Below are 19,013 nucleotides of genomic sequence, written 5' to 3'. Positions count from 1 at the left end.
CGCCCGAGCCGAAGGGCCCGCCGGTGTCTAGAGGGAGAACGCGCGCAGGCCCCGAGGTACGAGGGGGCGAGCACGATCGACCGGCAGACACCGGGTCTAAGGGCCCGGAGGCGAGGGCGCGGCAATAAGGGCCAGGACGTTCACTCTGCGGACTAGGGCAACCGATCACGTTCAGCCGATCCGTCCACGCTGCGAGCTACCCGCACCGATCACGTTCAGCCGATTCGTCCACGCTGCGAGCTACCCGCACCGATCACGTTCAGCCGACCCGTTCACCTGACGAGCTACGTCCACCGATCACCCCCACCCCACCCGACCCCCCTCCCCCCTCCCCCCTGGTCAGGACAGGTGCGGCTGGCTGCGGGAAAATGGCCGGGTCGGCTCGGGACGTTGGAGATCGCCCCGGGACGTTGGAGGTCGCCCCCGGGCGGGCGAGAAGGGTGGGCCATGCACGGACGGCGGGAATGGCGTCGATGACCAGGTTCGCGGATGCGGAAGAGCACGGTTCGGAGGCGGCCGACCCGTTCGTGCGGGTGCGCGGTGCGCGGGAGCACAACCTGCGCCGGGTGGACCTCGACATCCCGCGGAACACCCTGGCCGTCTTCACCGGGGTCTCCGGGTCCGGCAAGTCCTCGCTGGCGTTCGGGACGCTGTACGCGGAGGCGCAGCGTCGCTACTTCGAGTCGGTCGCGCCGTACGCGCGCCGGCTGATCCACCAGATCGGCGCGCCGAAGGTCGACGGGATCACGGGGCTGCCGCCCGCGGTGGCCCTGCAGCAGCGGCGCGGCACGCCCGGCTCCCGTTCCACCGTCGGCACGGTGACGACGCTCTCGAACCTGCTGCGGATGCTGTACTCGCGGGCCGGCACGTATCCGCCGGGCGCCGACGGGCGGCTGGACTCGGACGCGTTCTCCGCCAACACCGCGGCCGGGGCGTGCCCGGAGTGCCACGGGCTGGGGCGGGTGCACCGGGTCACCGAGGCGTCGCTGGTGCCGGACCCCTCGCTGAGCATCCGCGACCACGCGATCGCCGCCTGGCCCGGTGCCTGGCAGGGCAAGAACTTCCGCGACGTCGTCCAGGCCCTCGGCTACGACATCGACCGGCCCTGGCGTGAACTGCCGCAGGACGACCGCGACTTCATCCTCTTCTCCGACGAGCAGCCGGTGGTGACCGTCCACCCCGTGCGCGAGGCCGGGCGGATCCAGCGCCCGTACCAGGGGACGTTCAGCAGCGCGCGGCGCTATGTGATGCGCGCGTTCTCCGAGTCCAAGAGCGCGGCCACCCGGCGGCGCATGCAGCGCCATCTGGAGAGCGCGGTGTGCCCGGTGTGCGAGGGGCGGCGGCTGCGGCCCGAGGCGCTGGCGGTGACGTTCGCCGGCCGCAGCATCGCGGATCTGACCCGGCTCCCGCTGGCCGATCTGCCGGGGATCCTCGGGCCGGCCGCACCCGCAGGAGACGCCGACTCCCCGGCCGGGGAAGGGAGTTCGGGTGACGGTGACGGTGACGGTGAGGGCTTCGGCTTCGGTTCCGGTGGGACGGGCGAGGCCGCGGCGGCGCTCGTCGAGGACCTGGTCGCGCGCATCGAGGTGCTCGTCGGCCTGGGCCTGGGCTACCTCAGCATGGACCGCACCGCACCCACCCTCTCGCCGGGCGAGTTGCAGCGGCTGCGGCTCGCCACCCAGTTGCGCTCGGGCCTGTTCAGCGTGGTGTACGTGCTCGACGAGCCGTCGGCCGGGCTGCATCCGGCCGACACCGAGCCGCTGCTGGACGTGCTGGACCGGCTGCGCGCCGAGGGCAACTCGCTGTTCGTCGTCGAGCACGACATGGATGTGGTGCGGCGCGCGGGCTGGGTGGTGGACGTGGGCCCGGGCGCCGGGCGGTACGGCGGGCAGGTGCTGTACAGCGGGCCCGTCCCGGGGCTGCGGCAGGTCTCCGGGTCGGCGACGCGGGACTACCTGTTCGGCACCGGGGCCGCCGCGCCCCGGCCCGCGCGCACGCCCCGCACCCCGGACGCCTGGCTGCGGTTGCGCGGCATCACCCGGCACAATCTGCACGACCTCGCCGTGGACCTGCCGCTGGGCGTCGTCACGGCGGTGACCGGCGTGTCCGGCTCGGGGAAGTCGACCCTCGTCGACGAGGTGGCCCGCGCGGTCCTCGCCGCGCTGCACCCGGGTGACGGCGCGGACGGCGACGATCGTGCGGACGCGACCGGCGCGTCGGCTGACGCGGGCGGCGGGGAGGGCGAAGAGGGCGACGAGGAAGCGGAGTTCGGGGGTGCTGCCGCCATCGGGCCGGTGGCCGCCGCGGTGGCGGGCCTGGACGCGGTGGACCGGCTGGTCCGCGTCGACCAGAAGCCGATCGGGCGCACCCCGCGGTCCAACCTGGCCACGTACACGGGCCTGTTCGACGCCGTCCGCGCGACGTTCGCCGCCACCCCGGAGGCGCGGGCGCGCAGGTACCCGCCCGGCCGGTTCTCGTTCAACGTGGCCTCCGGGCGCTGCCCGACGTGCCAGGGGGAGGGGTTCGTGGCCGTCGAACTGCTCTTCCTGCCGGGCACGTACGCGCCCTGCCCGACATGCCACGGCGCCCGCTACAACCCGGAGACGCTGGAGATCAGGTACCGGGACCGGACCGTCGCCGACGTGCTGGCGATGTCGGTGGACGAGGCCGTCGGGTTCCTCGCCGACGTGCCCGCGGCGGCGCGCAGCCTGCGCACCCTGCAGGACGTCGGCCTCGGCTACCTGCCGCTCGGCCAGCCCGCCACGGAGCTGTCGGGAGGGGAGGCGCAGCGCATCAAGCTCGCCACGGAGCTGCAGCGCGCCCGCCGCGGTCACACCCTCTACCTCCTCGACGAGCCGACCACCGGACTCCACCCCGCGGACACCGCGCTGCTGATGGGCCAGGTGCAGGGGCTCGCCGACGCGGGCAACTCGGTGGTGCTGGTCGAGCACGACATGTCCGTGGTGGCCGCCGCCGACTGGGTGCTGGACCTCGGCCCGGGCGCGGGGGACGCGGGCGGCCGCATCGTGGCCGAGGGCCCGCCGCTGACCCTGATCCGCGACCCCCTCGGCCGCACCGCCCCCTATCTGGCCCGCCATCTCGCCGAGGGCCCGCCGGGCCGCTGAGCACCCGGCTTCCCTGTCTGCGGGAGGCGGGAGGCGGGAGGCGGGAGGCGGAAGCCCGGAGTCAGAGGCGGCGGTCCGGGGTGGTGAAGTGCCAGCCCCGGGCGGTGAGAAGGGGTATCAGGCGGTCGACGGCGGCCACCGTCTGGCTGCGGTCGCCCCCGCCGTCGTGCAGCAGCACGACCGCGCCCGCGGTCACCCCCGAGGCCAGCCGCCGTACGAGTTCGTCGGTGCCCGGCGGCTCCCAGTCCGCAGCGGCGAGCCGCCAGCCGAGCGGCCGCATGCCGAGCCGGCCGGCGACCTCGGGCGTGCGGCCCCAACGGCCGTACGGAGCACGGAAGAAGGGGAGGGGCACGCCGGGCGCGGCGGCGCGGATGGCGGCGGTGGTGCGTTCCAGGTCTTCCTGGATCCGGTCATCCGGCCAGTCGCCCATGTCGTCGTGGTCCATGCCGTGGTTGCCCAGCAGATGGCCGTCCGCGACGATCGCGCGGACGATCCCCGGGTGCGCCAGTGCCTGGCTGCCGGACAGGCAGAAGACCGCCGTGACCCCGTGCTCGCGCAGCACGGCCAGCAGGTGGGGGGTGTGGACCGGGTGCGGGCCGTCGTCGAAGGTCAGCGAGACGTACGAGCCGACCAGGGAGGTGGACTCGACGACGGGCGTGCTCCGGCCGATCCGGCCGGCCGGTCCTGCTGCTGTGGTCACGGCGGTGGTCTCCTGTCGTGCGCGAAGGTCTGTGGTGCGGTGGTGCGGGGTGAACTGGGGTTGTTCCCCGGGCCGTTGCTCCGGGCCGGGTGTCAGGAGGGTTGGCAGGTCATGGCGGGTGGGGTCTGGGGTGCGGTGCCGTTGGCGACGAACCCGAAGGTGGTGCTGGCGCCGGGTGCCAGGGTGCCGTTGTAGGCGGCGTTGTGGGCGGTGGTCTGCCCGCCCGCGCTGCCCTGCACCGCGTTCCACAGGTTCGCGATCGTCTCGCCCTGCGGCTCGGTCCACGCCGCCGTCCACGCCGACAACGCCGCCGTACCGGTGTCCTTGACCGTCACCGTCACCTGATACCCACCGGCCCACGAACTCACCACACCGAACGACGCGGAACACGCCGCCCCCGACGTCCCACCCGACGAACCACCATCCGTCGTCCCACCGTTCGTCGTACCCCCATTGGTGGTCCCGCCGTTGGTCGTGCCGCCATTCGTCGTCCCACCATTGGTCGTCCCGCCGCTCGTCGTCCCACCGGAACCGTCGAGGCCGAAGAAGGCGATGGTCTGGGCGGCCATGCCGGTCTGGGGGAGGACGTGGCCCGCGCCGGCGATGCTGATCGCCTCGACCGGGGCCTGGGCGCCGGTGGAGCCGTAGTGGGTGCGGGTCCAGGTGGACTGCGGGCTGTCGGTGAGGACCGGGGTCTGGCTGACGCCGAGGACGTTGGTCCACTGCTTGATCTCTTCGCCGAAGTTGGCGTAGTACAGCGTGGTGTCCGCGGTGCCGTGCCACAGCTGCATCCGCGGCCGCGGCCCGGTGTAGCCGGGGTCGCCCGAGCGGGCCAGATCGCCCCACGCCTGCGGCGTCTTGGTGATCTGCCCGTTGGCGCAGGCGCTGTTCCAGCTCGAGCCGTCCGTGGTGGCGAAGCAGCCGAAGGGGACGCCCATGAACGCGGCGCCGGCCTTGAAGACGTCCGGGTAGTCGCCGAGCAGGACGTTCGTCATCATCCCGCCCGAGGAGGCGCCGGTGACGTAGACGCGGGAGGCGTCGCCGCCGTAGTGCTGCTCGGTGTAGGTGACCATCGACATGATGCCGACGGGGTCGCTGCCGCCGTCCCGGACCAGGGCCTGGGGCGAGGAGACGTCGAAGCAGCTGCCGCTGCGGGTCGCGGACGGGTAGACGACGATGAACCCGTACCGGTCGGCCAGCGAGGCGAACTCGGTCCCGGAGTAGAACGCCGGCCCGGAGCCCGTGCAGTAGTGGACCGCCACGAGGACCGCCGGGTGCGCGGGCGCGCTGTTCGGCACGTACACGTACATGCGCAGGTTGCTGGGGTTGGCGCCGAAGCCGGTGACCTCGGTCAGCGAGGCCGCGGTGGCGGTGGGGGCCGAGGTGGCGGTCAGCAGCAGGGCCGCGAGCAGCGGTGCGACCCCGGTCAGGAGGGCGATCAGTAACCCTCTGCGGCTTCTCTTGCGGAGCGTTCGGAACATGGCACGGTGACCTTTCCGGGGTCCGCCGCCCCGGCCGGGACTCCCCTCCCGGCGCGGAGCGGTTGTGGGGGGTGGACGATCGGCTCCCGCAGGCGATGTCGAAATATTTCGCCGTCGTTGCGAATGTTTCGGGAACGGTAAGGTCAGAAGGGCGCGGAGTCAAGGCATCCGGCGCACCCGATGCCCCCGCCGCAGGTGGGACAGCGGGACGACCCGTGCCGTAATGAGGCCCTTTACCGCGCGTGCACGGACGCGCGACGCCGATCGCATGTTTCTCCAGAATTTCGGAAAAGGATCGTTGACGTACCGGACGGGCACGGCCACACTCGTCAGCGATCGACTCCACGCCGACCGTGCCGCCCAGCGGCCGACTCCCCATGGCCGGCGGCACACTTCGCGAATGGTCCCCCCCATGTCCGGCCGGTGACCCCACCGGCCCGATGACCGGAAGACGAGGTTGGAAGTGATTCCCGAATCCCCCCACCCGCGCGCGGCCGACCGGCGCGGCCTGAAGGTCGTGCTGTCCGCGCTGGCCGCGGGCGCCACGGCCGTCGTGGGCCTGATGTCGATGGCCGGCTCGGCCCATGCGGCGAGCACCCTCGGCACCGCGGCCGCCGCCCAGGGCCGCTACTTCGGCACCGCGGTCGCGGCCGGCCACCTGAGCGAGTCCGCCTACGCCTCCACTCTGGACACGGAGTTCAACGCCGTGACCCCGGAGAACGAGATGAAGTGGGACGCCACCGAGCCCAGCCGCAACAGCTTCTCGTTCGCCTCCGCGGACCAGATCGTCAGCCACGCGCAGAGCCAGAACATGAAGATCCGCGGCCACACGCTGGTCTGGTACTCCCAACTGCCGAGCTGGGTCGGCGGGTTGGCTGCCACTGACCTGCAGACCGCGATGGACAACCACATCACCCAGCTGATGACGCACTACAAGGGCAAGATCTACGCCTGGGACGTGGTCAACGAGGCGTTCCAGGACGGCGGCAGCGGCGCCCGGCGCAGCTCGCCCTTCCAGGACAAGCTCGGCGACGGCTACATCGAGCACGCGTTCCGCACCGCGCGGGCCGCCGACCCCAACGCCAAGCTCTGCTACAACGACTACAACATCGACGGCGTCAACGCGAAGAGCACCGCCGTCTACACCATGGTCAAGGACTTCAAGGCGCGCGGTGTGCCCATCGACTGCGTCGGCTTCCAGGGCCACTTCAACAGCGCCTCCCCGGTCCCGTCCGACTACCAGGCCAACCTCCAGCGCTTCGCCGACCTCGGCGTGGACGTCCAGATCACCGAACTCGACGTCGCCGGCTCCGGCACCGCCCAGGCCAACAGCTACGCCACCGTGGTCCGTTCGTGCCTGGCGGTGTCCCGCTGCACCGGCATCACCGTCTGGGGCATCACCGACAAGTACTCGTGGCGCAGCAGCGACACCCCGCTGCTCTTCGACGGCAACTACGCCAAGAAGCCCGCGTACGACGCCGTCCTGTCCGCGCTCGGCGGTTCCGGTGGGACGACGAGCGGCGGGACGACCAATGGTGGGACGACGAATGGCGGCACGACCAACGGCGGGACCACCAATGGCGGGACGACGAACGGTGGGACGACGGATGGTGGTTCGTCGGGTGGGACGTCGGGGGCGGCGTGTTCCGCGTCGTTCGGTGTGGTGAGTTCGTGGGCCGGTGGGTATCAGGTGACGGTGACGGTCAAGGACACCGGTACGGCGGCGTTGTCGGCGTGGACGGCGGCGTGGACCGAGCCGCAGGGCGAGACGATCGCGAACCTGTGGAACGCGGTGCAGGGCAGTGCGGGCGGGCAGACCACCGCCCACAACGCCGCCTACAACGGCACCCTGGCACCCGGCGCCAGCACCACCTTCGGGTTCGTCGCCAACGGCACCGCACCCCAGACCCCACCCGCCATGACCTGCCAACCCTCCTGACACCCGGCTCCCCAGCTCCCCGCAGGACCGGCGGCGCCTCTCGTATCGGAGGGGCGCCGCCGGCGCGTCGTAGCATGGCCGGGTGACCGTGCCCCCCTCCTCGAGCAAGCGGCAGTCCCGGAGGACGCGGGACGAGTCGCCGGCGGACGGCACCATGACCCTCGCGGAGATCGCGCGGCTGGCCGGGGTGTCCGCGCCCACCGTCTCCAAGGTGCTCAACGGCCGCGCCCATGTGGCCCCGGCGACCCGGGACAAGGTGGAGGGCCTGCTGCGCGACGCCGGTTACCGGCGCAGGCGCAGCGCCTCCCGGCCCCGCCCGTCGGGCCTGCTGGAACTCGTCTTCCACGAACTGATCAGCCTGTGGGCGACGGAGATCATCAGGGGGGCGGAGAACGTCGCGCGCGAGGAGGGCCTCACCCTGGTCCTGTCGGAGTCGGCGGGCCGGGCCGAGCGCGGCATGTCGTGGGTCGACGGGGTGCTCACCCGCGATCCGGCCGGCGTCATCCTGATCATGTCGGACCTCACGGCGGACCAGCGCGACCGGCTCGTCAGCCGCGACGTGCCGTTCGTCGTCATGGACCCGGCCGGCTACCCGGCCGACGACGTTCCGTCGATCGGCACGACCAACTGGCAGGGCGGCCACTCCGCGACCCGCCACCTGCTGGATCTGGGCCACCGCCGGATCGGGGTGATCGGCGGCCCGGCCGACGTGCTGTGCAGCCGGGCCCGGATCGACGGCTACCGGGCGGCGCTGGAGACCGCGGGGGTGCCGTGCGACCCCCGGCTGGTGCGGCACGGCACGTTCCAGCACGAGGCCGGCCGCCGCGTCGGCCGGGAGCTGCTGCGGCTGCCGGACCGCCCGACGGCGATCTTCGCCGGCAACGACGTGCAGGCCATGGGCGTGTACGAGGCGGCGCGCGAGCAGGGGCTGCGCATCCCCCAGGACCTGAGCGTGGTGGGCTTCGACGACCTGCCGATCTCCGCGTGGATGGGCCCGCCGCTGACCACCGTCCGCCAGCCGCTGGTCGAGATGGCCGAGACCGCGGCCCGCCTGGTGCTCGACCGGGGCCGCGGGGACACCTCGGGGATGCACCGGGTGGAGCTCGCGACCCGTCTGGTGGTGCGTGACAGCACAGCTTCGCGTTCCCTGTGAGTTCCGGAAACGGGGTCCCGCGTGCGTCTCGATCTCATGTGTGATGTATCAAGCTCGAAACAGGTGCAACCGGCGGCGTCAGTGAGCAGTCTCATTGCACGACATCCGGGATGGGGAGACTCGATTGATCACCGTACGGTCGGCGGATTCCGTCGCAATGGACACAGTTGACACGGCCTGCGAGCAGGCCGCCTCGCGCCGTAGCCGGCGCACCGCCAAGGGCCTGCTGGCGCTCGCCCTGGGCGCGGTGCTGCTGGGGGCCACCGCCTGCGGGGGAAGCGCGGGGGCGTCGTCCGACAAGGGCGGCTCGGACGGCAAGGCCGGTGCGCCCGGCAGCACCTCGAAGGCGCCGGTGTCGAAGGCGTCGGTCAGCATCTCGCCGAAGAACGGCGCGACCGGCGTGGACACCTCGGGCGCCCTGAAGGTGTCCGCGGCCCAGGGCAAGCTGACCAAGGTCACGGTGACCGATTCCCACGGGACCGCGGTCGAGGGGGCGATATCGGCCGACGGCGGCAGCTGGACGCCGGCCGGCGTGCTGCACACCAACACCCGCTACTCGGTCGCGGCGACCGCCGTGGACGCGGACGGGCTCAACACGGCGCAGCAGACCTCGTTCACCACGCTGAACCCGAAGTCGGTCAACTACGGCAACTTCAACATCAACGCGGGTTCGACCTACGGCGTGGGCATGGAGGTGTCGATCCACTTCAACAAGCCGGTCCTGGACCAGGCCGCGACCCACAAGGGGATCACCGTCACCGCCAGCAACGGCGTGGAGGTCGCCGGCCACTGGTTCGGCAACCAGCGGATCGACTTCCGCCCCGAGAACTACTGGGCGGCGGGCACCAAGGTCACGCTGCACCTGCGGCTGAACGGCGTGCAGATGTCGCCGGGCGTGTACGGGCAGCAGGACAAGGACGTGGCCTTCACCATCGGCCGCTCGCAGACCTCCGTCGCCGACAACAAGACCAAGATGCTCAAGATCTACCGCGACGGGAAGCTGTACAAGACGTACCCGACCAGCCTCGGCGACCCCGAGCACACCACGTACAACGGCAAGATGGTGATCGAGGAGAAGTCCCTGGTCGTCGACATGGACTCGCGGACGGTCAACCTCGGCAACGCGTACCGCATCAAGGACGTCCCGCACGGCATGCGGCTGTCGGACTCCGGCACCTTCGCGCACGGCAACTACTGGCGTCCCACTTCGGTGTTCGGCCACGAGAACACCAGCCACGGCTGCGTCGGCCTGCACGACGTCAAGGGCGGCGGCGACCCGAACACCCCCGCGGCCTGGTTCTACAACCACTCGCTGATCGGTGACGTCGTCGAGGTCGTCAACTCGCCCGACAAGGTCATCGACCCGAGCAACGGCCTGAACGGCTGGAACATGTCCTGGGCGACCTGGAAGGCCAACTGACCCCAGGCCCGGCCCGCCCGACCACCGGGCCGACCCGCACCGCGGCCCCGGAGCTTCCCGCTCCGGGGCCGTCGTGCCGTGCCGGACAGCCCGCACGGACCGCCGTCCCCGCGGCTCCACTCACCGGCCCGCGCACCCGTCGGGGGCCGAACCGTCGTGGCTGACGACGGCCCACACCCGCTTGCCGACGCCGTCGCGCGGGCCGACGCCCCACCGGGAGCCGGTGAGGGCGTCCACCAGCAGCAGTCCCCTGCCCGATTCCGCGTCCGCGCCCTGCCCCTGAAGCTCCGGCCAGTCCTCGTTCGCGTCGTGGACCTCGATCCGCACGCCCGACGCGAGGCGCTCGCAGCGCGTCTCGATCTGGCGGCCCTGGGGAGGGCAGCCGTGCTGCACCGCATTGGTGAGCAGCTCGGTGAGGACCAGTTCGGCGCAGTCCGCGAGGCCCTCCAGCCCCCACGCGGCCAGGCCGCGGCGCAGTTCCCGCCGCGCCGACGCCACGCAGCGGGTGCTGCGTGGCCACCTCCGTACCCAAAGCGTGTGGTCCTGCCCTGCGGGCGTGAAGGACGGCATCGGCGTCTCCCAGGCGTCGTTCGACCGGTCTCAGGACGACCCAACCGACACCGCGGCCCACCGGACCACGTCTCATGCACGGAGCGTGTGCGCGCATGCGCGTGGTGCATACACGGCCAGCGGCTATCCCGCGTCGCCCGCCAACGGGCCAAGGAGTTCCAGTGCCTCCTCCCACCGGAAGCGGTCCGCTCCGCCGCCCGACTTCGGAGGGTGCGGCTCGTAGCCGCTCACCCGGACCCCCATCGTCCGAAGACGCGCCAGGCTTTCGCCGTACGCCGGGTGTGCGGCCATCGCGCTGTTCACGTATGGCAGCACGGCCGTCGGAATCCCCAGGCCGTACGCCTCGGCGAGGATCCCCAGCGCGAGGGTGTCGGCGAAGCCGGCCGCCCACTTGTTGACCGTGTTGAACGTCGCGGGGGCCACGGCGATGGCGTCCGCCGGCGGCAGCGGGCGCACGTCTCCCGGCCTGCGCCATGCCGACCGCACCGGGTATCCCGTCCGGGCCGCCAACGCCGCCTCGTCGATGAACGCCAGGGCGTTGGGCGTGGCCACGACCCCGACGCCCCACCCCCGTTCCTGGGCGGCCGCGACCAGCGTCCCGACGTCACCGGCGACGCCTGCCGCGCACACCACCACGTAGAGGAACGGCCGCCTCACCTCGCCGCTCATACCGCCACCCCCAACTGCCGTGAGAACCGGTGCAGTTCCGGCACGGCCCGGTGGCGATCCCGTACCGCCATGTCCGCGACCAGTTCCCGTACCGCAGGACGACGGACGTCCTGGGCCGCGCAGCTCTCGGCGATCCGCAACGCCTGGCACCCTTCCGAGAGGCGTCCTTGCTGGCTGTGGGCGCGCGCCACATCCGTCCACAGCGCAGCCCGCCGTTCGGGCACGAGGATGCGCCGCCGCATGAGCGGGCGGGCCGTCCGCAGCGCGAGCCCTGCGTCGCCGAGCAGGACGGACGCGTTGACCGCGTGCAGTTCGACGTTGACCTGGCCGAAGTTGGACCAGACGTCCGGATGGCTCGCTGGCATCCGGACGGCGATCTCCCGCGCCTCGCGCAGGAAGTCCTTGGCCGAGTCCCGGTCGCCTCCGGTGGCCGCCGCGGTCACCCCCCTCAACAGGAGCATCCCCCACACGGCCAGGTGCCGGGGCGACCAGCGGTCGCAGGAGTCCGACGCCTGGTCCACGCCATGGCGTACCAGGACGACCGCCTCGGTGGCGTGGCCCTCCCGGGCCAGCAGGTGCGCCTGTACGCGGATGCTGGACGCCAGCACGATCGGGTCGCCTGATCGCTCGGCCTCGGCCATCGCACGGCCGACGGCGAGCCATGCGTGCCCGTGGTCCCCATGCTTCAGCAGCAGGCTGGCGGATGTCTGGTACGCGGCCGCCAGAAGGCTCGACGCCTCGGAGACATCGGTGGCCATGACCTTGAGGTCCGCGATGAGCGGAGGGAGCCGCATCTCCAGCTCGCCATAGTCGCAGGAGGTGAACAGCCCGCGCAGCCTGGCCATTCTGCGGGCCAGTTCAGGCAGGCTTCCCCTGCCCGCGGCCGTTGCGGAGGGGACTCCCGGCAGCAGTGCACGGACGAGTTCGCCGTAGCCGGACGAGGAGGCGGGCAGGGCGAGCGAACCGACACCCGCGGCCAGGAAGGTACGGCGGTGCACGTCCGCGGTCTCCCGGTCGGACCCACCGGCATGAGGCGCCGGGGCCAGCCCGATCGTCGCCAGCGGGATCCGGAGTTCGGCGGCGACGGCGCGCAGCACCCGTAAGTCCTCGGTCCCCCTGCCCTGTTCGAGTCTGCTGACCTTCGACTGGTGATAGCCGAGTGCAGCCGCGACCTCCCCCTGGGTCCTGCGGGCGAGCACCCGGGCGTGCCGGATCACCTCGCCGATCCTCCGTGCCTCGTCCTGCTCCGCAGCCATCAGCGCCGGCTCCTCCCGCCGTCGGCATCCTTCCCTGCGAGGCACGGCAGGACGCGGCCGACGCACCGGTCATGCAGGGTCTGCATGACTCATGCACGGCCGGCGGCGAGCCGTGCGCGATGTCAGCCGAGGCCGCCGGAGGCGTGGAGGTTCTGCCCGGTCAGCCAGCGGGCGTCGGGGCCGGACAGGAAGGCGACGACGTCGGCGATGTCGGAGGGCAGGCCGAGGCGGCCGAGCGGGGTGAGGGCCTTCAGAGGGGTGAAGTCCGCGCCCGGGTTGGCCTCGTGGAGCAGATCGGTGTCGGTGGCGCCGGGCGAGACCGTGTTCACGGTGATCCCGCGCGCCCCCAGCTCCTGTGCGGCCACCTGCGTCATCTGCTCCAGGGCGCCCTTGCTGGCCGCGTAGGGCGTGATCCCGCGCACCGGGCGCACCGTGTTGAGCGTGGAGATGTTGACGATGCGCCCGCCGTCACGCATCGAGCGCGCGGCCCAGCGCATCGTCAGGAACGCCGACCGGGTGTTGACGGCCATCACCCGGTCGAAGACGTCCTCGTCGGTCTCGGCCAGTGGCGCCGGGCTGAAGCTGAGGGCGGCGTTGTTGACGAGGATGTCCAGCCCGCCGAGCCGCTTCTCCGCCTGCGCCATGAACTCCTCGGCGGCGCCCGGCTCCTGGAGGTCGCAGCGCAGGCCCGTCGCCTGCCCGCCGGCCTCCTCGACCGTCCGCGCCACCTCGTCCGCGGCCGCCTCGTTGCGCGCGTAGCCGAAGACCACCTGCGCGCCGTCCCGCGCCAGCCGCTCCACGACCGCCCGGCCGATGCCCCGGGACCCGCCCGTGACCACCGCGGCCTTCCCCGCGAGTACGCTCATGCCACCCTCCCGCCCTGCCGGTTCGTTGCTTTCGCTGTCGAACCTATGCCCGGGCGCCGGAGGGCGGGTGGCGAACGGCGAGGTCGCCGCTCTTGACGAGCGCCGGCGCGGTCAGCGGCGGGAGCGGGAGTCGCCGAACAGGATGCGGTAGCCGATGAGCAGCACCAGTGCGCCGCCGATGGCCGCGACCCAGGTCTTCGGGTCGTAGAAGTGGTGGGCGACCGGCCGGTGCAGGAACTTCGTGGAGATCCAGCCGCCCAGGAACGCGCCCGCGATGCCGGTCAGCGTGGTGCCGACGAGCCCGCCCGGGTCCCGCCCCGGCAGCAGGATCTTGGCGATCGCGCCGGCCAGCAGTCCGAGGATGATCCAGCCGATGATGCCCATGAGCCCGCTTCCGCCTTCCGCACGTGAGGACCTTCCTGCTGTGCAGGACGCTTCTACCCCCACCTGCAGTTCCTGATGCCGGCTTGTGGGAGGGGGCGGCGGCCCCGCCGGGCCGCCGCCCCCGTCGAAGGGCCCCTCAGCCGAGGGTGACGGTCGCCGAGGCGGTCAGCCCGCCCGCGGCGACGGTGACGGTCACCGAGCCCGCCCGCACCGCCGTCAGCATGCCGTCGGTGACGTCCAGCACGGCCAGGGTCGCCGACGACCGCCGGGCCGCCTTGACCTCGGCCGCCGAGGCGGCGACGACCAGGCCCGCACTGCCGGTCCAGGTGACGCTGGCCGGGAAGCGCAGCGGGAACCGGAGGCCGAACTCGCTGGTGATGCCGGTCGCGGCCAGCTCCGCCGAGGAGCCCAGGGAGAGCTGCCCCGGAGCGGACAGGTCGATCCCGTCGATCAGCGGGACGCTCTCGGCCTGCAGCCACTCGCGGGTCTCCGGGCTGGGCTGCCCGGCGCGGATCCGGGCCGGCCGCGGGTCGACCGCGACGTGCATCCAGCCGAAGAACCCGCCCTGGTCGGGCGAGCTGTAGGGGGTCTTGCCCACGGCCGGCGTGGTGACGTCCAGCACACCGTCGTTGCGGCTCACCGACGCGGTGTGGGCGTGCCCGGTGAACAGCGCGACGGGCTTGCCCGAGGTCTCCCGGAAGTCCGCCAGCCACTGCTGGAGCAGCCCGGCCTCCAACTGGTCGGACAGCTGCGAGGCGGCGGCCCCCGACGGGTCGACCAGCGGGTGGTGGAAGGACACCAGCACGCCGGTGACCGACCGGTCCTGCGCGGCCTTCGCCAACTCGGCCTGCAGCAGCGGCACCTGGTCCCAGTCGGAGGTCCGCATGTCGCCAGTGTGCGAGTCCAGCAGGATGAACCGGGTGCCCTTGTGGTCGAAGACCTGGCGGTTGGGCCGCCCGGTGACCGACAGGAACGCGTCGAGGCCACCGGTCGCCGACAGCCCGGCCTCGTGGTTGCCCGGCGTCCAGTACACCGGCAGGTCGGCCGGCACGTGGTCCTTCAGCAGTCCGAGGGCCAGCTGGAAGTCCTCGGGGTTGTTGTTGTCCACGAAGTCGCCGTTGATCAGCAGGAAGTCGGGTCCGCTCGCCACAGCCTGGCCCAGCGCGATCCCGGCCTGGCGCCCGGAGAACGAGTTCAGCCCGGCCGCCGCGCTGACGTGCAGGTCGGACAGCACCGCGAAGGTCCACCTGCGGTCCGGCAGCCCGCCCTGCTCGACCACGTACGGGTCCGGCATCGGCGGCTGCGAGGTGTCCGGCTCCTGGCCGACCTGCGCGGCCAGCCCGTCGAAGTCCAGCTGCCCGGCGTTCTTGTTGGTCTGCGAGGTCTCGGCGATGTAGATCCGCAGCAGCGTGAGCGGCTCGGAGTAGCCGGCCGGGATGTCGCCGACGACCCGCCGCCAGCCCGTCCAGTCCACCACGGTGGCGAAGGTGAACGGCACGTTGGTGGTGCCCTGCGAGTACATCATCGCCCGCAGCCAGTGGTTCTTGCCGTCGCCGTTGACCCACACCGCCAGCCGCTTGGTGCCGCTGGGCAGCGTGAGCGGGCCGGCGCCGGCCACCGCGTACGCGGCCGAGGTGCTGGTCTGCCCGGTGAAGTCGTAGGTGAGCCGCAGCGCGTGGTTGTCCGCGGACGCGCCCGGACGGTCCGCCGCCGCGACGAACGCCACCGAGGCGGTGCCGCGCGCGGCGACGGCGGTCCAGTTCTCGGTCGGCTCGAACTCGGCCAGCGACACGTCGATCAGGCCGACCGTCACCGGCAGCCTGGCCGTGACGCCCTGCACGGTCGCGGTGAGGGTCGCGGCCTTGCCCGCGGCGTCGGCGGCGCCGGTCAGGGTGAGGCTGCCGTCGGCGGAGGCCGCCACGGTCAGCACCGACGTGTCGTAGTCCAGGGCGGCGTCGCGCGGCGCGACCGGCGCGTCGAAGCCGTCCGCGTCGAAACCGGTGAGCCGGACGCTCGCGGACGCGCCGGGCTCGATGGTGACCGCCCGCTGGGTGAACGCCAGCCGGTGCAGGTCGCCGAGGACCCGGAGCGGGTGCTCGCCCTCGGCGGTGCCGGACCGGGCGTGCACCGCGCCGGCGCCCGGGCGCTCGGCGTGGAAGACACCGTTGTCCGTGCGGCCCAGGGAGCCGGGCACCGCCGACCAGCGCACGGCGTTGTGCTCGCCGACCGGCACCGGGGACCAGGTCTCGTCGTAGCCGGCGACCGCGAGGTCCACGGTGAGGCCGGGCACCACGCGGTCGGCGTGCGGCCGCACGTCCAGACCCCGCAGGTGGCCGGAGCCCTTGCGGCCGAACAGGCCGACGGCGTTCGGCACCGGCCGCTCGTTGCCGTCCGACGGGGTGTTGATCACGCCGGCCGCCGGGTCGCCGGGCTTGCGGGCGACCATTTCGGTGGAGCCGCCGCCGTCGAGCATGAACGCCTCGGTGGCGCCGAGGCGGACGAGCAGCTTGGCGGTGTCGTCGAAGCTCAGGCCCGCGGAGAAGTTGGCCGAGCCGTCGATCGCGACGAGCAGCAGCCGGTGGCCGCCGTCCAGCCAGGCGATCGCGGTGCGCGGCTTGAGCGCGTCGTTGCCGGTGCTCGGCGGGAAGTCGATCGCGGTGCCGTCCTTGACCAGCACCGAGCCGCTGCCCAGGGCCATGTGCAGCGCGGTCGGTGCGTCGGTCTGCGGCGCGAACTGCACGCTCACCGCGTCGCCGGGTTTGGCGGAGGCCAGTTGGGCCGCCGCGGCGCCGCGGCCGAGCACGATCAGGCCGCCGGCCGGCACCGGGGTGTTGGTGAGCGCGCTGCCGGTCGCCGTCACCACGCCGCCGGCCACGACGAGTTCGGTGTACGGGCCGGGGTCCTGGATCAGGCTGCGGTTGCCGTCGCCCCACTCCGGGGTGAACACGGTGATGCCGTCGGCGGGCACCGTCGGGTTGTTGAGGGCGGCCAGCGGGCGCTGCGTGCCGGCCACGGTCACCGTGCCGGCCAGCACCAGGTCGGCCAGCCGTGCGACCCGGTCGGCGCCGATCGCGGCCACCGTCCAGTGCGCGGCCGTCCCCTTGCGGAGCGTGCCGTCCTCGATCTCCGGGCCCTCGGCGGCGAACGTCTCGGTGATGTCGAAGTAGTCGCCGTTGACCGCGGCGACCGCCTGCTGCGCGGCCGCGGCCTGCGTCAGCGCCCGCGGGTTGCTCACCTTGTCGGCGACCAGGTCGACGCCGACCGAGGCGTCCCCGAGGTCCGCGTTGAGCACGTGCACCCGCGTCCAGCCGGCCCGGCCGAAGGTGTCGAACGAGGTCAGGACGATCCCGGGGGCCACCGGGAGGTCCACCCGCCCGGTCTCGACCGACTCACCCGGGACGGTCACCTGGTACTGCGGGATCGCATACCGGGGGAACGTGCCGTCCCCGGGGTCCGGCGTGCCGGGTCTGGCGCCCTCCGGCTCCGTTCCGGCCTGTCCTGGTGCCGCGGCGACCGCGACGCCGCCGGCATTGGCGGCGAGGCCGGCGGCGACGGCACCGACGATGAGGCCGCGTCGCGAGAGGCTCGGGACGCGTATGTGGTGGCTGTTCATGGGCCGAAACGGTATTGCCCGTGGGCGCCGCGGAACCCCCCTTTCCCCAACGCCCAGATGAACGTCCCGCTCCGCTCCGATCCCCCCTTCTCGTACCTTCCGCCCGCTTTTCCCCGCCGTGCCGATGTCCTCGTAGCTCGCCGCGCCTTCCCCCCACCCGTCTCCTTTTGCCGCCCCCCGGCCCGCCGTTGCCCGTCGCGCCGTTCCCCGCCCTGCGGCAACTGGGTTGCCCCCTTGGGCGTCATTGCCGTCTGCGACGTACGTGGGCAGTGAGAGGCAGCCCGGATGCCGAGCCGCACACCGCCCGGGCGCTCGTTCCACCCGAAATCCCGTGCGAGAAACCGCACCGCGCTGATACGTTCCGCCCGTGCCGAAGCTCAATCAAATCATCGCCGTCGAAAAAGGCGTCAAATCCAAGTCGCTCCAAGAGCTGACCCAAGCCCACCACGACGTCCAGAAGCCCGCGCTGCTGGCCGGCATATCGCGCACGTACCAGCCGAAGGACGAGGAAGGCGAGCAACTGCCGCCGGAGTCCACCCGGGTGCAGGTGCAGGCCGAGGACATCCTGCGGACCACCGCGGCCACCCTGACGCGCCTGTTCGACGTCACGGCCACCAAGGACTGGGCGAACCGCACCGCCAGCGCGGACGTGGTGGTGGACGGCACCGTACTGCTGCCCCAAGTCCCCGTGCCGTACCTGCTGTTCCTGGAGAAGCAGCTCACCGACCTGCACACCTTCGTGCGCAAGCTGCCGGTGCTCGACGCCTCCGAGTCCTGGAGCCTGGACCCGTCCACGGACGCGTGGAAGACCGACCCGGTGCGCACCATCCGCACCAAGAAGGTCCCGCGCAACCACGTGAAGGCCGAGGCCACGGACAAGCACCCGGCGCAGGTCGAGGTGTACTACGAGGACGTGCCGGTCGGTTACTGGACCACCGTGAAGTTCTCGGGTGCGCTGCCCGCGCGGCGGGTCAACGACCTGCTGGACCGGGTGGAGAAGCTGCAGCAGGCGGTCAAGTTCGCCCGCGAGGAGGCCAACAGCGTCGACGTCACCGACCAGCGGGTGGGCGACGCGGTGTTCGGCTACCTGTTCCGGTAGCCTCACGATCGCCTCCCGTGCGAGCGGGAGGTGCGCGAAGAGCGCAAGCTGACACTGAAAGTGAAGCTGACACGGGGTGACGGTTGGGGGTTCGAATCCCTCCCCCGGCACGCAGGCCGGGGTGGCCCAACTGGCAGAGGCGGCCCCTCACACTCAGATTCTCGCTCTAGTCTCAGCATTCGCCGCCGAACACCGGATCGACCGAGCGCGGACGATCATCGACGGATGCGGGTTCAAGTCCTGTCTGTGCCTCTCTCGTGGCACGGTAGTTCAAAGGTAGAACACGTCGATCTCAGAATGATCCGCGGCTCTTAAACGCCGCCGGTGTGCGCAATTGGGTGGCACCTCAGGGGCCCGGGCAGCTGGATACCGCTCCCGGGCCCCGTCACTTCCCCGCTCTCCCTCGGCATCCGGGGTGCCCCCTGGAGTGCGGTGCCGCGTGCCGCGCCGTTGTGGCTGGTCGCGCAGTTCCCCGCGCCCCTGCGGCATCCGGGCTGCCCCCGGGCGTGCTTTGCCGTCTGCGACGTGCGTGGGTGGCTGGGCGCGGAGTTCCCCGCGCTCCTGGTGCATCGCCCCTTCGGGGCGGGGGTCCGGGGTGCCCCCGGGCCCGCGTTGCCGGGTGCGGACCTGCTGTGGCTGGGCGCGCAGTTCCCCGCGCCCCTGCGGCATCCGGGCTGCCCCCGGGCGTGCTTTGCCGTCTGCGACGTGCGTGGGTGGCTGGGCGCGGAGTTCCCCGCG

General features: G+C 72.4%; 13 protein-coding genes. 5 read left to right on the top strand and 8 right to left on the bottom strand.

Translation table 11 applies throughout. The features are described 5' to 3' along the window. The first annotated feature begins 473 nt into the window (after positions 1 to 473). The gene (locus ACH4TG_RS34980) at positions 474 to 3,125 is read left to right on the top strand and encodes an ABC transporter (RefSeq protein WP_398246683.1); all 2,652 of its coding nucleotides are present in this window, start codon (positions 474 to 476) and stop codon (positions 3,123 to 3,125) included. 61 nt (positions 3,126 to 3,186) lie between these two features. Here ACH4TG_RS34980 and ACH4TG_RS34975 read toward each other — a convergent pair whose 3' ends face one another. Next, positions 3,187 to 3,825 (bottom strand): polysaccharide deacetylase family protein, encoded by a 639-nt coding sequence (locus ACH4TG_RS34975; RefSeq protein ID WP_398246682.1) that lies wholly within the window; start codon positions 3,823 to 3,825, stop codon positions 3,187 to 3,189. A gap of 92 nt (positions 3,826 to 3,917) precedes the next feature. Then, complete coding sequence (locus ACH4TG_RS34970; protein ID WP_398246681.1) at positions 3,918 to 5,306, bottom strand: PHB depolymerase family esterase; 1,389 nt, start codon at positions 5,304 to 5,306, stop codon at positions 3,918 to 3,920. Between the two features lie 562 nt (positions 5,307 to 5,868). Here ACH4TG_RS34970 and ACH4TG_RS34965 point away from each other — a divergent pair. The 3 genes from ACH4TG_RS34965 to ACH4TG_RS34955 all read left to right on the top strand — a co-directional run bounded on the left by ACH4TG_RS34965 (position 5,869) and on the right by ACH4TG_RS34955 (position 9,818). After that, positions 5,869 to 7,245, top strand: coding sequence for an endo-1,4-beta-xylanase (locus ACH4TG_RS34965; protein ID WP_398246688.1), 1,377 nt, complete (start codon positions 5,869 to 5,871; stop codon positions 7,243 to 7,245). Positions 7,246 to 7,333: 88 nt separating this feature from the next. After that, on the top strand, positions 7,334 to 8,398 hold the full coding sequence (locus ACH4TG_RS34960; RefSeq protein ID WP_398246687.1) for a LacI family DNA-binding transcriptional regulator: 1,065 nt from the start codon (positions 7,334 to 7,336) through the stop codon (positions 8,396 to 8,398). A gap of 157 nt (positions 8,399 to 8,555) precedes the next feature. After that, positions 8,556 to 9,818, top strand: a complete 1,263-nt coding sequence (locus ACH4TG_RS34955; RefSeq protein WP_398246680.1) for an Ig-like domain-containing protein — start codon at positions 8,556 to 8,558, stop codon at positions 9,816 to 9,818. 120 nt (positions 9,819 to 9,938) lie between these two features. Here the strand turns inward: ACH4TG_RS34955 and ACH4TG_RS34950 are convergent, their stop codons facing one another. The 6 genes from ACH4TG_RS34950 to ACH4TG_RS34925 form a co-directional block, all read right to left on the bottom strand. Then, on the bottom strand, positions 9,939 to 10,316 hold the full coding sequence (locus ACH4TG_RS34950) for an ATP-binding protein (protein WP_398246679.1): 378 nt from the start codon (positions 10,314 to 10,316) through the stop codon (positions 9,939 to 9,941). Positions 10,317 to 10,511: 195 nt separating this feature from the next. After that, positions 10,512 to 11,057 (bottom strand): flavoprotein, encoded by a 546-nt coding sequence (locus tag ACH4TG_RS34945; RefSeq protein WP_398246678.1) that lies wholly within the window; start codon positions 11,055 to 11,057, stop codon positions 10,512 to 10,514. Further along, positions 11,054 to 12,313 (bottom strand): helix-turn-helix domain-containing protein, encoded by a 1,260-nt coding sequence (locus tag ACH4TG_RS34940; RefSeq protein ID WP_398246677.1) that lies wholly within the window; start codon positions 12,311 to 12,313, stop codon positions 11,054 to 11,056. The genes ACH4TG_RS34945 and ACH4TG_RS34940 overlap by 4 nt, the downstream gene beginning before the upstream one ends. A 122-nt stretch (positions 12,314 to 12,435) precedes the next feature. Then, positions 12,436 to 13,179 (bottom strand): SDR family NAD(P)-dependent oxidoreductase, encoded by a 744-nt coding sequence (locus ACH4TG_RS34935; RefSeq protein ID WP_398246676.1) that lies wholly within the window; start codon positions 13,177 to 13,179, stop codon positions 12,436 to 12,438. Positions 13,180 to 13,290: 111 nt separating this feature from the next. Further along, positions 13,291 to 13,563 (bottom strand): GlsB/YeaQ/YmgE family stress response membrane protein, encoded by a 273-nt coding sequence (locus tag ACH4TG_RS34930; RefSeq protein WP_398246675.1) that lies wholly within the window; start codon positions 13,561 to 13,563, stop codon positions 13,291 to 13,293. Between the two features lie 136 nt (positions 13,564 to 13,699). After that, positions 13,700 to 17,176, bottom strand: coding sequence for a phosphodiester glycosidase family protein (locus tag ACH4TG_RS34925; RefSeq protein ID WP_398246674.1), 3,477 nt, complete (start codon positions 17,174 to 17,176; stop codon positions 13,700 to 13,702). Between the two features lie 367 nt (positions 17,177 to 17,543). On the opposite strand from ACH4TG_RS34925, the gene ACH4TG_RS34920 reads away from it, so the two are divergent. After that, complete coding sequence (locus tag ACH4TG_RS34920) at positions 17,544 to 18,275, top strand: hypothetical protein (RefSeq protein WP_398246673.1); 732 nt, start codon at positions 17,544 to 17,546, stop codon at positions 18,273 to 18,275. Positions 18,276 to 19,013 lie beyond the last annotated feature (738 nt).

It is taken from the genome of Streptomyces sp. NPDC020917 (genome assembly GCF_044333795.1).
Classification (GTDB): Bacteria; Actinomycetota; Actinomycetes; order Streptomycetales; family Streptomycetaceae; genus Actinacidiphila.
This window is presented reverse-complemented; position numbering and strand designations above follow the sequence as displayed.